Annotated in this window: 14 protein-coding genes; 9 read left to right on the top strand and 5 right to left on the bottom strand. The window is 40.3% G+C overall.

Annotated features, from left to right (window positions below; all coding sequences use genetic code 11):
- Positions 1 to 52 precede the first annotated feature (52 nt).
- Entirely contained in the window at positions 53 to 1,063 is a 1,011-nt protein-coding gene (locus AC3B6B_RS00360; RefSeq protein WP_489756734.1) for a LacI family DNA-binding transcriptional regulator, read from the bottom strand.
- Between the two features lie 146 nt (positions 1,064 to 1,209).
- Here AC3B6B_RS00360 and AC3B6B_RS00355 point away from each other — a divergent pair, with 146 nt between their 5' ends.
- The 8 genes from AC3B6B_RS00355 to AC3B6B_RS00320 all read left to right on the top strand — a co-directional run bounded on the left by AC3B6B_RS00355 (position 1,210) and on the right by AC3B6B_RS00320 (position 9,763).
- Complete coding sequence (locus tag AC3B6B_RS00355; RefSeq protein ID WP_489756733.1) at positions 1,210 to 1,941, top strand: hypothetical protein; 732 nt, start codon at positions 1,210 to 1,212, stop codon at positions 1,939 to 1,941.
- A gap of 13 nt (positions 1,942 to 1,954) precedes the next feature.
- The gene (locus AC3B6B_RS00350; RefSeq protein ID WP_489756732.1) at positions 1,955 to 3,406 is read left to right on the top strand and encodes a PTS transporter subunit IIC; all 1,452 of its coding nucleotides are present in this window, start codon (positions 1,955 to 1,957) and stop codon (positions 3,404 to 3,406) included.
- 21 nt (positions 3,407 to 3,427) lie between these two features.
- Positions 3,428 to 4,396 (top strand): amidohydrolase family protein, encoded by a 969-nt coding sequence (locus tag AC3B6B_RS00345; protein WP_489756731.1) that lies wholly within the window; start codon positions 3,428 to 3,430, stop codon positions 4,394 to 4,396.
- 108 nt (positions 4,397 to 4,504) lie between these two features.
- A complete protein-coding gene (locus AC3B6B_RS00340; protein WP_489756730.1) occupies positions 4,505 to 5,461 on the top strand; it encodes an NAD(P)-dependent oxidoreductase in 957 nt (318 codons plus the stop codon).
- A 116-nt stretch (positions 5,462 to 5,577) separates the two neighbouring features.
- Positions 5,578 to 6,582: a hypothetical protein gene (locus AC3B6B_RS00335; protein ID WP_489756729.1), complete on the top strand. Its 1,005-nt coding sequence runs from the start codon at positions 5,578 to 5,580 to the stop codon at positions 6,580 to 6,582.
- A gap of 12 nt (positions 6,583 to 6,594) precedes the next feature.
- Positions 6,595 to 8,127 (top strand): FGGY-family carbohydrate kinase, encoded by a 1,533-nt coding sequence (locus tag AC3B6B_RS00330; protein ID WP_489756728.1) that lies wholly within the window; start codon positions 6,595 to 6,597, stop codon positions 8,125 to 8,127.
- Positions 8,124 to 8,996 carry an L-ribulose-5-phosphate 3-epimerase gene (locus AC3B6B_RS00325; protein ID WP_489756727.1) on the top strand — a complete coding sequence of 291 codons (873 nt, stop codon included), beginning with the start codon at positions 8,124 to 8,126 and terminating at the stop codon, positions 8,994 to 8,996. Before AC3B6B_RS00330 ends, AC3B6B_RS00325 begins: the two co-directional genes overlap by 4 nt.
- Positions 8,997 to 9,067: 71 nt before the next feature.
- Positions 9,068 to 9,763, top strand: coding sequence for an L-ribulose-5-phosphate 4-epimerase (locus tag AC3B6B_RS00320; protein WP_489756726.1), 696 nt, complete (start codon positions 9,068 to 9,070; stop codon positions 9,761 to 9,763).
- Positions 9,764 to 9,877: 114 nt separating this feature from the next.
- On the opposite strand, the gene AC3B6B_RS00315 is transcribed toward AC3B6B_RS00320, so the two are convergent.
- Positions 9,878 to 10,315 (bottom strand): GNAT family N-acetyltransferase, encoded by a 438-nt coding sequence (locus AC3B6B_RS00315; protein ID WP_489756725.1) that lies wholly within the window; start codon positions 10,313 to 10,315, stop codon positions 9,878 to 9,880.
- Between the two features lie 10 nt (positions 10,316 to 10,325).
- Positions 10,326 to 10,760, bottom strand: coding sequence for a MarR family winged helix-turn-helix transcriptional regulator (locus tag AC3B6B_RS00310; protein WP_489756724.1), 435 nt, complete (start codon positions 10,758 to 10,760; stop codon positions 10,326 to 10,328).
- A gap of 334 nt (positions 10,761 to 11,094) precedes the next feature.
- Here AC3B6B_RS00310 and AC3B6B_RS00305 point away from each other — a divergent pair, with 334 nt between their 5' ends.
- Positions 11,095 to 12,465 carry an NAD-dependent succinate-semialdehyde dehydrogenase gene (locus tag AC3B6B_RS00305; protein ID WP_489756723.1) on the top strand — a complete coding sequence of 457 codons (1,371 nt, stop codon included), beginning with the start codon at positions 11,095 to 11,097 and terminating at the stop codon, positions 12,463 to 12,465.
- 57 nt (positions 12,466 to 12,522) lie between these two features.
- On the opposite strand, the gene AC3B6B_RS00300 is transcribed toward AC3B6B_RS00305, so the two are convergent.
- A complete protein-coding gene (locus tag AC3B6B_RS00300) occupies positions 12,523 to 13,056 on the bottom strand; it encodes a DUF308 domain-containing protein (RefSeq protein ID WP_489756722.1) in 534 nt (177 codons plus the stop codon).
- A gap of 53 nt (positions 13,057 to 13,109) precedes the next feature.
- Positions 13,110 to 14,528, bottom strand: a complete 1,419-nt coding sequence (locus tag AC3B6B_RS00295) for an o-succinylbenzoate--CoA ligase (RefSeq protein ID WP_489756721.1) — start codon at positions 14,526 to 14,528, stop codon at positions 13,110 to 13,112.
- Positions 14,529 to 14,694: the final 166 nt, after the last annotated feature.

Here is a 14,694-nt window from a genome sequence, read left to right as displayed (position 1 = left end):
GTAATTTAGTTAAACGGTTAACTAAATTTGCTCAACCAAATCGGTATTTGGTTTAAAAACTGGCGCCGGTAATCTGTTTGGTGGGAATAAGTTTTAATTGTGGTGCTTGCGAACCACGATCTTTGGTAGTGATTTTTTGATGTAATAATTGAATAGCGGTTTGCCCAATTAAAAAGGAGTCTTGGCGAATGCAGCTAATTTTTGGATTAATCACTTGCATCCAATCAAACTCTTCGTAGGTTGCAACTCCATAATCTGCGGGATAACTATAATTGAGTGTTTGCATAGCTTTTAATAACCGTAGTAGTACCCGCGCATTCATACAGAAAAAACCAATCTTTTTATTGCGTTGTTGGTGCATGATGGTGGCTAGATTATTTGTGAATTGTTCGTATTCTTGATCTAAGCCGTTATGTGGCACGGTTAACAAGTGATCGACCGTGTTGCGATAACCGGTGGCTTTTAAAAAACCTTCAAAGCGCTGAGTCCGAGTACTAATGTTTTGAAAGGGCCAAGTGACAAAGTATAAATCATAGTTTTTCTGCTTCATCTTAGCAACTAATTGTTTGACTGATTCGACGTTATCAGTTGCAACAGTGTCAATATTCAAGGGACTTTGTTGGCGGTCAACCATGACAGTTGTTTGATTCGACAGTGATTTATAGACCGGACTATCCGGATTGACTGGATCGACGATCATGCCTGCCACTTTCTCATTAGTTAAACGGATAATATTATCCATTTCCTTTTGTTCACGATTGTTCGAATTGGTAAAAAGAACGCGGTAGTTGAACCGATCGCATTGATCGTAAATACCAGATAACATTTGCGAAGTAAAAGGATTAGTAATGTCGGCGAGAGAAATGCCAATAGTGTTATTTTCGTTGCGGGCCAAATTGCGGGCACTACCGTTAGGAGCAAAGTTAGTACTGCGAACAATGGTTTCTAATTTTTGTCGCGTTTTTAATGACATTCGTTGGTAATTACCGTTTAAAAAATTAGAGACAGTGGCGGTTGAAACGTTTGCCATTTGGGCAATATCTTTAATTGTTAATTTTGTCATAATGTAACCTTCGAACAGAGATAATTTTTATCTTTAGTATAGCAGATTCGTGCGGGCAAATGGTAAATGACCTTTAACCGTTAAGTTAAAAGGTTAATCGTTTAATATTGATATTTATTTCACAAAAAATTAAAGGAGGTGATAAAATGCCAAAATATATTGCCAATACTGCTGTTTTTCAGCACTTGATTCAAGCACAGGTGCCATATCAAAAAATTATGCAACAAACTAAATTATTAGGTTTTGATGTGCTGGAGTTACGTAGTGAATGGTTGGATTTACAGCCATTAGTTTTACAACAACTACAAAAACAAGCCCAACAAATTAATTTGCCGTTGTATTTAAGTATTAATGATGTTTTGTTTCAAGCCGGACAACTAAATCCTAAATTGTCACAGTATGTCCACTTACAGCAAACTTTACAGGCACAGTCGTTAAAACTGAATTTAGGTGAATTTGCGCCTACGAATGCTAATTGGGCAACGCAATTAGCGCAAATTTTGCCAGCAGATTGTCAATTAGAGATTGAGAATAATCAAACCCCGACTCAAAGTGATTTGACACAAACTGCACAGTTCTTTCAAAGTCTCACCCCACAATTGACAAACGTTCATTATTGTTTTGACGTGGCGAACTGGTATTGGCTAGATGCTAGTATTACTCAAGCCTGGCAAACTTTACAGCCAGTCACGAACTACTTGCATTTGAAAAATGTTCAAAATCAACAAGTGACGACGGATTTAATGCAAGGATCAATTTCATGGTCAGACTTTTTGCCGACAGTGTCGAAAGTTGAGCAAATTGGTTTGGAATATGCCACTGATCAGGCTACGTTAGCGCAAAATTTACAACAAATTCAACATTTGTTAGCGCAGTAAGGAAGGTGAAGTTATGTTAGAAACAGTCAATCAAATATTTCAAGTTTTTGGTGCTAGCGTAGTGGTTCCGATCATGATTTTTATTGTCGCAGTTTGTTTACGGGTAAAAGTTAAAACAGCGATGATGAGTGCGTTCTATGCAGGAGTTGGTTTAACTGGCTTTGGTTGGATTATTCAAGCTTTTACACCAGTTGTCACGAAAATCATTAAGCAAATGGTCAACCAAACGGGAATTAAATTACCGGTCGTAGATATTGGCTGGCAAGCAGGCTCGTTAGCTTCGTTTGGTTCATCAGTTGGTTTAAGTTTCTTCGTTTTTGGTTTAATTGCGGAGTTGTTATTATTTGCTTTCGGTGTGACTAAAATCTTTATGGCTTCGAATTTATGGAATAATTTTGGTTTTATGATTTGGGGCACGTTATGTTATTACGTTACGCATAACTTCTGGTTATCTTTGGGACTATCATTCTTTATGTTACTATATGCACTATTATTAGCAGAAGTCCAAGCGGATCGTTGGTCTGATTATTATGGGGTGAAGAATGCATCAGTCGCTTCGCTACATAATATTGAGCAAGTGATTCCGGCTATTATTTTAGATCCATTGTGGAATTTATTAGGTTTTAACAAGGTTAAGATGACTCCGGAATACTTTAAAAATAAACTGGGTGTCTTTGGCGAACCGACAACGTTAGGAGCTATTTTAGGTTTATTGATTGGCATTTTGGGTAACTTAACGAAACTGGGAACTTTAAAAGCTTGGGGGCAAATCTTATCCTTTGCGATTGAGTTGTCAGCGGTCATGACAATTTTCCCATTAATTACGGACGTCTTTTCCAAAGCCTTTACGCCGTTGGCAGATGAAATTGACAAGCGCAAAAAGCAACAAACGCAAACTGCGAGTCAAGTTGATCCGGTCAAAGATAAAAAGCGGTGGTTCTTGGGCGTTGATGATGGCGTTGGTTATGGTGAACCTGCAACCATTATTTCGGGCGTGATCTTAATTCCAATTATGGTGTTAATCGCCTTTATCTTACCGGGAAATAAAACTTTGCCAATTGTGGACTTGATTTCCTTGCCGTTCATGGTGGAATCCATTGTCGCCTTAACACGGGGCAATATTTTAAAAGTAATCGCGAACGGCATTGTTTGGTTTAGTTTAGGTCTGTATGCTTCTAGCTGGTTAGGCAGCATTTATACGGGAGCTGTGTCACATTACGGTGCGGCAATTCCAGCTGGCATTGTCTTGATTACGAGTTTTAATTTGATGGCACGGCCCTTGAATGCACTAGTCTTTGCTGCCTTTATTTCGAAGAATCCACTGTGGATTGGTTTAGTAATTGTTGTTTACTTGGTACTGTTGTATGTATTACGCAGATATCGGCCACAGATTTGGCGCTATTTGAACAAGATGGCGGATAAAAATGCTGGTTACGCTGGTAGTCAAGAAAAAATTGAGTATTGATTTGAGAAAGGAAGTTTCATGATGAAAAAAATTGATGGACATTTACATTTAGTACGGTCAATTGCTGGCTTAAACGGCAAAGGACGCATGACACCTTTAGGTCATGGGCAAACGATTTGGGATGATGGTACATTAGTCAAATTAATTCCTGATGGCTGGGGTGATGATAATTTCTTAGCCGAATCAGCATTGCAAGTGATGGATGACAACGGTATTAATAAGGCGGTTTTATTACAAGGTAGTTTGAATGGTTACCAAAACTATTATTCTTACCAAACAGTTAAAAAGTATCCTGAGCGTTTTGTGGCCGCTTTTTCGGTTGATCCTTTTACTGAAAATGCGATGCAAATTGTGCGGCGGCATGTCGAAGACTTAGGCTTTCGGGCTTTAAAGTTTGAAATTAGTGAAGGTGGCGGTCTGCACGGTTATCACAAACCATTTCGCTTAGATACTAATCCAGAAGTGGGTAAGATTTTGCACTATTTAGCGGACTATCCTGGTTTTGTCATTACGACTGATTATGGTGATTATACTCAATTTAGTTATGAACCCGAAGCAATCGCCACCTTAGCACAGCGCTATCCACAGTTAGATTTTGTGGTTTGTCACTTATCTTTCCCGAATGCGGATCATTTGGATCGTTTAGAAAATGCATTAACCCAATGGCAACCGTATGACAATATTGCGACCGAATTATCAGCTATTCAAGACATTGAAGGGGAGACGGAATTTCCATTTCCACGGTGTCAAAAAGATGTGCGCTTAGCTAAGAGTGTCCTAGGTGCTAAACGGATTTTCTGGGGCACAGATTCTCCGTGGTCTTCAACTTTTAACTCCTATCATAATTTAGCAACTTGGTTAGAAGCGACGGATATCTTTACGCCTAGTGAATTAGAAGATGTGATGTATAACAATGCCGAACGCATTTACTTTAAAGAAAAAAATGTGCAAGCCATGCGGGTAGCCGAAGATCCCGTGTTTAAAAAATAACGCAGACTAGTCTAAGCTACTTACTAGACAAATAAAGCTAGTTGAGAGTGCAACTAGAACTTCCAGCTAATGAGTTCACCGATGAATTAATAAAGGAGCAATCAATTAATGAGTAAAGCAAAAATTTTAGTCACAGGAATTATTCCAGAAGCGGGTTTAACGGAATTAAAAGCCACGTTTGATGTGACCTATGAACCAGAAATTGAAACGCGCGCCTGGATTTTGGAGCATTTAAAAGAATACGACGGTCTGTTATTAATGGGCACCAAAGCGGATCGCGAACTGATTGATGCGGGTCCTAACTTGAAAATTATTACCGCTAATGGTGTAGGTTTTGACCATATTGATATTGAGTATGCGAAACAAAAAGGTATTGTGGTAACTAATTGTCCCCAAGGGGTGCGTGTACCAACGGCGGAAATGACGATTGCCTTGATCTTGGCAACGGTGCGGCGCTTACATTTTTATGATCAACTGGTCCGGCGCGGCGACTGGGTTGATGTTTCCGAGCAGAAATACATGGGCATGAGCTTACAAGGTAAAACCTTAGGGGTTTACGGTATGGGCCGCATTGGTTCGCAAGTAGCAGCATTTGCCCAAGTTTTAGGCATGCAAGTTATCTATAATGATGCACGCCGATTAGATAGTGACTTGGAACAAAAATTAGCCGTGAAATATGTTGATTTTGAGACTTTGGTTCAGCAAAGTGATGTAATTACGTTACATGCACCTTCCTTACCATCGACCATTGGTATTTTTAATGCAGCTGTTTTTCGGCAGATGAAACCAACTGCTTATATTGTAAATGCCGCCCGGGGAGTATTAATTAAGCAAGATGATCTCATCAAAGCTTTACAAACCGGCGAAATTGCGGGTGCGGGATTAGATGTTTTTGAGACAGAACCCAATATTCCACAAGCTCTAAGAGACTTAGATAATGTAGTCTTAAGTCCACACGCCGGGACGGGTACGTTAGAAGCGCGCACGGCGATCGCGCAAGAAGCTTCGACTAACTTGATTAATTACTTCCAAGATCATAGTGCGCCTAATCAAGTTAATCAGTAAATTTAAATGAAAAGTTAATCGCAAGCTTTAGCAGATGTTCGTCTGATTCATAGGAGGCTGGGGCAAATTGTTGTCCTAACCTTCTTTTATTTTTGAATAGAGGCAAGGTGTTCCAAATGAAATTTAAAAAAGTTTTTAGTGATCAATTGGATCACTGTTATGCTTTGTTACACTTACAAGCTTTAAATCAGGATTTTTTGATTGTTGCTTCCGAAGAAGACCAACCTTGTTATGCCTATGATTTGAATCATCATTGGCAAAAAATCACTGTCTGGCCCAATATTGGGGGCACGATGACGTTAGTTGCTATTCCTGGCACTTTGAATTTTTTAGCAACACAAAAGTTTTATCCCGGCTTTAACTCAGCCACCTGTCGGATTGTCAAAGAAACTTTTACGGGACACGGTTGGCAACAAACAATTGTCGGTGAGTGTCCGTATATTCACCGCTTTGATATTATTCCCAAAACCGGGCAAACGGGCTTTTGGTATGTTGGTTGCTCGATTGCTAACAGTAAACAAAAGACGAACGATTGGTCAGATCCCGGTAAAATTTGGGTGGGGGAATATGATGATGATCAAGCACGCCTGCTTAACCTGCACGCACTCAAACAGCGCATTACGCAAAATCATGGTTATCAGCGTTTAGCGACTTGTTCTTTAATCACGGGTCGAGAAGGAGTTTTCCGTTTAAGTTGGCCGACTGAAACGCAGTCGTGGCAGTTACAACAATTGACCACAGCCGCGACGTCCGATATTTGTTGTGCGGATATTAATCAAGATGGTGCGCCAGAGTATTTAACCATTACGGATTTTCACGGGGCACATTTACGCTTATATGATCAACATTTTCAGTTATTGCAACAAACAACCACTCCCACCCCCTTTGGACATGCACTTTTTGGCGGGCCGATTGGGAGTCGAGAGTATTTCCTATTCGGTTGGCGAGCTGGGCAACAAGGCTTAGCGTTAATTGAGCATCCCGATTTAAAACTGCAATTAATTGAAACTGGTGTTGGTCCCAGTAATGTTTTGGTTTATCAAAAGCAGCAACAATCTTATTTGTTAGCGGCTAATCGCGAGGCTAATGAAGTGGCAGTTTACCAAATCTTGCTGGATTAGGAGGAATAGGTCATGCGGTATTATTTAACGATTGATAATGGTGGTACCAAAACCAAAGTAGTGATTTGTGACCTGAATGGGCAACAGGTAGCAGTTAGTGCGTTTCCCACTCAAAAAGTCCGAGCAGATGCCGAGGTTCAAGAAATTAAACTGCAAGATTTATTGGCACATTTGGGTCAAGCCATTAGACAAGCTCTGACACAAGCAGCCTTGAGCGCTGAACAAATTGCCGCAGTGACGGTTGTAGGACATGGCAAAGGACTATATCTCTTAGATCGTCACCAGCAAATTTTTCATAATGGTATTTTATCGACTGATCAGCGAGCTATTGAGCTAGCACAACAATTTGAAGCGCAAGTTACTCAAATTTATCCCATTAGTCAACAACATGTCATGGCTAGTCAAGCGCCTGTTTTATTAGCTTGGCTCAAACAAAATCAACCGGCCGTTTATCAACAAATAGGGACCGTTTTTTCTAATAAGGATTTTATTCGCTACCTGTTAACGGGAGAAATCTATCAAGAAATCGGTGATGCTTCGGGCAATAACTTGCTCAATTTGACAACGCAACAGTATGATGAGCGCTTACTTGACTTCTTTGGGATCCCCGAAATCAAAGCAGCCTTGCCACCATTAGTGCAAGCAACCACGATGTGTGGGCATTTAACCGCAGCTGCCGCGCAAGTGACCGGCTTAAAGCCCCAAACACCAGTTTTTGGGGGCATGTTTGATATTGATGCTTGTACGTTAGCGACGGGCGTTTTGGATGAAAGTTTATTAAGTATGATTGCAGGTACTTGGAATATGAACTTACTAGTGGGTTCGGCGCGTGCCCCCCAACAATTAGGTTTGATGAATTCGCTCTTCGTGACACAACAAAATTTAGTTGAAGCCTCTAGCCCGACATCAGCCGGCAATTTGGCTTTAATGATTAAAATGTTGTTAGCTGATGAAACGCTTAACGCAAAGAAACAACAGCGTTCAATCTATGACTATTTAGAAGATTTTTTAAAGGTTACCGATCCGAGTTATGCGCAGGTCTTCTTCTTGCCATTTCTGTACGGGAGTAATGCGCATCCCGATGCGCAGGGAGCCTTAATCGGTTTACGGAGTAATACCAGTAAATCTGAGTTGATTCGGGCAGTTTATGAGGGTATTTGTTTTGCACATAAGACCCATGTCCAACAGTTATTACAAGTCACCACGCAGCCACAAGTTGTTCGCTTGTCTGGTGGAGCGGTTAATTCAATGCAATGGATGCAAATGTTTGCGGATGTTTTGCAATTACCTGTGGAAATTCCGCAAGCTACGGAATTAGGCGGGTTAGGAGGTGCCATTTGTTGTGCGGTGGCTCAAGGGGCTTGGCCCGACTTTAAAACGGCCGTTCACCAAATGACACACGTTAAGCAACGCTTTGAACCAGATTTACAAGCTAGTGCTGTGTATCAAGCCAAATATCAAGTCTATCAAGAATTAGTGCAAGCTTTAAATACTAGTTGGCCAGCCGTAGTGCAGTTACAGCAACAATTGGGAGGTACAAAATGATCACTAATCCATTAGGCATTTACGAAAAAGCATTACCGCAAAATTTAACGTGGCAACAAACGTTTGAATTGGTACATGAATTAGGGTTTAACTTTTTGGAATTTTCGATTGATGAAAGTGATGAGCGCTTAAAACGTTTAACGTGGAGCCGTCGGGAACGACAAGAATTTCGGCAAGCTTTGTGGGTAACGCATAGTCATATTAATACGTTAATGTTGTCTGGACACCGGCGTTACCCTTTGGGAGCGAAGGATCCGGCAATTCAAGAAAAGGCGCTGACTATGATGCAACAAGCACTCGACTTAGCGGTAGACTTAGGCATTCGAAACATTCAATTAGCGGGCTACGATGTTTATTATGATAAAAAGACTCCGTTAAGTCATGAACTATTTATTGAAAATTTACAACGCTGTGTCGATATGGCAGCCTCCAGATTAGTCATGCTCTCCATTGAAACGATGGATGATCCGTTTTTAAATTCCTTGAGTAAAATTCAAGAAGTTAAACAGCAAATTGCTAGTCCATGGCTGCAAGGATATCCGGATATTGGCAATATTTCAGCATGGCCGCAAAATGATGTTATTACTGATTTAGAGATCAATATGAAACAAATTGTGGCGGTTCATTTAAAAGATACTAAAAAAGTAACTACTACTAGTCCGGGCCAGTTCAAAGAAGTACCCTTTGGTCAAGGTGACGTAGATTTTGAAGGGTGCTTACGCGCTTTTAAGCGACTCGGTTATGCTGGAAGTTTTACAGTAGAAATGTGGAGTCAAAAAGCTGCTGATCCCGTGGCTAAAGTGCGCCAAGCGAAGGAATTTTTTGACCAATTGTTTGCGCAAGTGGGCTTAAAGCAAGCTGCTCTATAAAACAGGTGCTAAAAGTTGAGGATTAGTTGAAATCCCAGTTGTCAGCAAATTTTTAATTGAGGGGGGTTAACATGTTAGAACAATTAAAACAAGAAGTTTATGAAGCCAATATGCAATTACCGAAATTAGACTTAGTGACTTTTACCTGGGGTAACGTCTCGGGCATTGATCGTAAGCAAGGTCTCTTTGTCATTAAGCCTTCGGGAGTAGCATATGATGCTTTGCAACCAGCAGATTTAGTTGTGGTTAATTTGCAAGGGCAAGTCGTTGAAGGTGACTTGAATCCTTCAAGTGATACTCCTACGCATGTGGTTTTGTATAATGCTTTTCCCAAAATTGGTGGGATTGTGCACACCCATTCACCGTGGGCAGTTGCTTTTGCGGCTGCTAAAATGGATATTCCAGCTTTAAATACGACCCATGCGGATACTTTTTACAATGATATTCCGGCAGCGCGGGCTTTGACCCAACAAGAAATTGAAGCGGGTTATGAAGAAAATACCGGTCAAGCCATTGTAGAAACTTTTAAGGAGCGCCACTTGGATTATCAGGCGACTCCGGGAACATTAGTGAGTCAACACGGACCGTTTGCTTGGGGAAATGATGCTCAAAATGCTGTCTATAATGCCAAAGTGCTGGAAACAGTGGCCGCTGAAGACTATCATACGATGCAATTAACCCGAGCTAATTGTCATTTGCCGCAATATTTGTTGGATAAACATTATTACCGAAAACATGGTGATAATGCATATTACGGTCAAAAATAATTTTTAAAAATGCTTTTCAATACAATAACTAAATGTGAGTAACGCTGTGACCCCCGAAGCTAGGACAACTTCGGGGGTCATATTAGTTGCAATTTGGTCTGGAGTTCGATGGCGTTAGGACAATGCTGAATGAACCATCTTAATGTGTGGTGTTGACTCAAAGATGAACGGTTGTCCTTGACTGACAAAGTCGAATTTTTGATAGAACGCCTCAACTTGTTGTTGTGCTTCAATAGCAATTGGTTTGCCGGGAAATTGTGCTGTAATGGTTTGGAAGATCTGTTCCATTAATTCTCGTCCTAAGCCTTGACCACGATATTTTTGATCAGTTACCACACGGCCGAAAGTAAGATGGTCGCCTTCTGGAAAAATGCGCGCATAGGCGATAACTTGCTGATCAACAATGTTAAAGACATGCCAAGCCGTTAAGTCGTGAGCATCAACTTCTTGATAGATTCGTTTTTGATCAACGACAAAAGTTTTAGTTCTTAAAAAATAGATTTGGTATAGTTCGTAAGGGGTTAATGTCTCGAAATTTTTTGCCTGCCACATAAAATTTACCTCATTTCTCAAACAAAATCGTATTGATTAATTTAAAAGCTTGATACAATTGGGTCTGCTGTCGTTCAGGAACAGAAGCAATAATTTTTTGGATTTGTGCATCCGATTTTTGATTAAGGTAAGCCACAGTTTGCTGACCATGGGAAGTTAAGAAGATATCCACTGAACGTAAATCCGTTGAAGAAGGTTCTTTTGTGATTTCCTGTTTGCGCACAAGTTGATTGATTAAACGGCTAGTATAGCTTTTATCCAGATGTAACGACCGGGACAGCTTCATCGGCGTGACTGGATAATGAAAACTAATCTCTAAAAGCATTCGACTCTCGGGCCAAGTTAAGTCAGTATCGAAAACTTGCTTATCTAAGATGCCTAATAGTAAAGTATAATGTCGGTTAAAATGCCGAATTAACGCAGCTGAGTTGGGATCCATTTCCATATCACCTCCTTTTGACTTATTATAATAATGGATAGTGGCTTTTGTCCACTAAAAATAATTAAAATTAATTTTTGTGTTCTTATTCAGAGTTAAGGATAAAATACGCTGTGGCATTGTACGTTTAAATTTACAAAAAAATTCGGGGGTTCAGTATGATTAAGATATCCTGAAAATAAAAGCTGGTTTTTCAAGTTTGTGAATTGAATTTGATTATATTTTTTATAAGTTAAAACTTAGTAAACGATATTATGACCTAAAAATAAACGCTTTAGTGTCGCTGAATAGCACAGATAGTATTATAATGATATTGTGAATTTTGAAAGGAGTGTCTCTTATGGCATATCAAACAATCTATCCTTATACAGGTGAACTATTAAAACAGTATGATGATGCAACACCAGCTGACCTTGAAGCAGCGCTAGCTACTGGTCACCAACTCTACAAAGCAATGCGCGACCAACCGGTGGCTGAACGTGCCCAAATTTTACACCAAATTGCGCAAGCGCTCACAGAAAATGAAGATGAGTTAGCGAAGGCAATGACCTATGATATGGGTAAGTTATTGACGGAGGCTAAAGGCGAAGTGCAATTGTGTGCGGCCATTGCCGAATATTATGCGCAGCACGGTGAAGAATTAATGCAGTCAGTTCCATTAGAAACCCCTGCTGGTAAAGCTTATTACTTAAAACAAGCAACTGGAATTATTGTGGCAGTTGAACCCTGGAACTTTCCACTATATCAAGTAGTACGGGTCTTTGCTCCGAACTTTATTGTTGGTAACCCCATGATTTTGAAGCATGCTTCGATTTGCCCAACTTCAGCCCAAAAATTAGCGGACTTAGTTTTAAAAGCTGGTGCCCCGAAAGGCGCATTAACCAACCTCTTTATTAGTTATGACTTGGTGTCAAAAGCCATTCATGATCCGCGCGTAGCTGGGGTTTGCTTAACTGGTTCTGAACGTGGTGGCGCTTCAGTAGCGAAAGAAGCCGGTGATGCTTTGAAGAAGTCGACTTTGGAATTAGGTGGTAACGACGCCTTCATTATTTTAAGTGATGCTGATGACGCTGAATTAAAGAAGATTGCCCCGGATGCACGGTTGTATAATGCGGGACAAGTCTGCACTTCTTCCAAACGTTTCATTGTCATGGCCGATAAGTATGACAGTTTTGTTGCCATGTTAAAGGAAGCTTTTGCGAATGCTAAAATTGGTGATCCCATGGATCCCACAACGGTTGTAGCACCTTTGAGTTCAAAGAGTGCGCAAGAAAAATTACAGCAACAAGTCGATACGGCTATCGAACATGGTGCCAAATTAGTTTATGGTAACGAACCAATTGACAGCAAAGGTTTCTTCTTCCAACCAACAATTTTAACTGACATTGACAAAGATAATCCGATCTTTAATCAAGAAATGTTTGGTCCGGTTGCTTCGGTTTATAAAGTTAATTCTGAACAAGAAGCAATTGATTTGGCGAACGATTCAAGTTACGGCCTAGGCAATACGGTCTTTTCAGGTGATGTCGATCATGCGAAAGCTGTGGCTGCGAAAATTGAAACGGGGATGTCCTTTATTAATTCTGGCTGGGCTTCTTTACCAGAATTACCATTTGGTGGCGTCAAAAACTCTGGCTATGGTCGGGAATTAAGCGATTTGGGCTTAAATGCCTTTGTTAATGAGCACTTGGTATTTGAACCAAAGAAATAAATTTTACAAAATTGAAGTAATCAAAAAGATTCGCCCGTTTCGGCGAATCTTTTTTTACTACTTATTTTTATAAATACGGGTATTGATAAATTCCATGACGGCTAAAATGATTAAACCGCCGCCCAATAAACGAAAGAAAAAGCGCAACATATCAAAGGGATTAAAGACTAAGGCAATACCTAAAATGATTAATAACAAAGAGTAGCAGTAGTCCCACCACGGAGTCACATTGATATATTTGCGATTGCTGCGGGCGTTAAAAAATTGATTGACACCGTTAACTAATAAGACAATGCCTAAAATAACGGGTAAGAGTGGAAGCAAGAGGTGGGCAATGGGAAAGATGAGAATTGCTAGTAAAAAAGAAACTACCGCAGTGGTGTACGGGCTATTATTGTCGCTATGACTTTTGGATAAGAGCCAACCATCATGTAAAGCGATTAATCCTAGACCGATCAGGTAAGCAGAAATTAAATATAAAATCGCGTTTAAACTTTTATCGGGATTAATTAAAATAACAATTCCGGTGACTGCGAGAAAAATAATTCTGAGCCAGCGATACCAATTAAATTGGCGATAATATTGTTTCATAGTCAATAACTCCTCTTTGTGTGAATCACGTTCATAATCAAGGGCAATTTTTGTTAAAGCAATTGGAATTTTAGTTGTTCGAGTCCCTGCCGTTTTAGTTTACCACTGCTGGTTTTCGGTAAAGCTGCGACTTGCCGAAATTCCACGGGAACTTTATAGTGTGCTAAATATTGGCGACCATAGGCGGTTAATTGTGCGGCAGTGACGGGCTGGTTCAATTCGACATAAGCAACGGGAACACTACCCCAGTGACGATCAGACTGGTGGGTCACACAAATATTGTGAATTTGGGGTAATTGTTGGTACAGATTTTCAATTTCGGCGGGGAAAATATTCTCACCACCAGAAACGAACATATCATCAATTCTGCCTTGCACGAATAAAAATTGTTCATCATCCAGATAGCCAATGTCGCCCGTTTTAAACCAGCCATCAGCGGTTAATTTTTGTTGAAATAATTCCGGCTTTTGCCAATAACCCGGGGTTAATGCTGGAGATTGGAGCTGGATCTCACCGTTTGGCGCAATGCGAATTTGATTGCTGAATAAAGCTTGACCACAAGAGCCTAATTTACGTTGTGCATCTGGAGGATTTAAGGCTACAACGTTGGAGCAGGTTTCGGTCATACCATAAGATTGTACTACCGGAATATGTTGGGTTTGACAAACTTGTAAGGTTTTTTGATCAATAGGGGCTCCTCCGAGAAACATTAAGCGAAAGCGGGAGTTGTAGGCAGTAGTTTTAACTTGCAAGAGTTCTTGGAGCATAGTGGGGACCACTGACATAATCGTGATTGGTTGTTGACAAAGTAATTGATTATCGTTGGTAGCGTCAAACTTATCTGCTAGATACAACGGAATGCCGTAAATTAAAGAGCGCAGCAAAATAGAAAAGCCTGAGATATGAAACAATGGTACCACGCACAGCCAACAATCACTGGCCGTAATTTGAAAATTCAATAAAGTGTTCATGGCAGAGGCCCAGTGATTACCATAAGTTTGCAACACACCTTTCGGTTGCCCCGTGGTTCCCGACGTATACATCAAACTAGCCACATCGTCACTTTGAATGCTGAAAGTGGAATAGGGTTGGGGCGCTAATGTGGATAAAGAATGTGGAGTAATGATTTGAACCTTATCTGTTGGCAATTGTAAGTCGTTTTGATCACTCAGACAGAACTTTACTTGAGCATCTTGTAATTGTTGGACTAATTCGGTCGCGGCTAAGCGAATATTGCAAAAGACAATGGTCGCATTTAATTGTTGCAATGCTAAGATATTCAAATAAGTATCTAAAGTATTGTGTCCAAATAACCCCACATGATCTTGGGGGTGAATGGATAAGTTGGCCAATTTTTGGGCACGATGTTTGACTAATTGTTGAATTTGTTGGAATGTATAGTACTGGTCTTGATAATATAAGGCTATTTTGTTAGGTGATAATTGCGTTCGTTTGTTTAACCAGTTTTGCATTAAAAAACTTCTTTCTAAAGGCTGAGCCTCAAAAAAGACTGGAACCACTGTTGGATTTCAGTCTTTGGTTACTAGGTGTGCGATGAAGATCATCAAATGTTTAGGTTTGCAGCTTGATAATTGCGCTCCAAAGAGCAAAAGAATGTATCTAACTACGCCAAATTCA

Source organism: Bombilactobacillus sp. ESL1197 (genome assembly GCF_058107145.1).
This window is presented reverse-complemented; position numbering and strand designations above follow the sequence as displayed.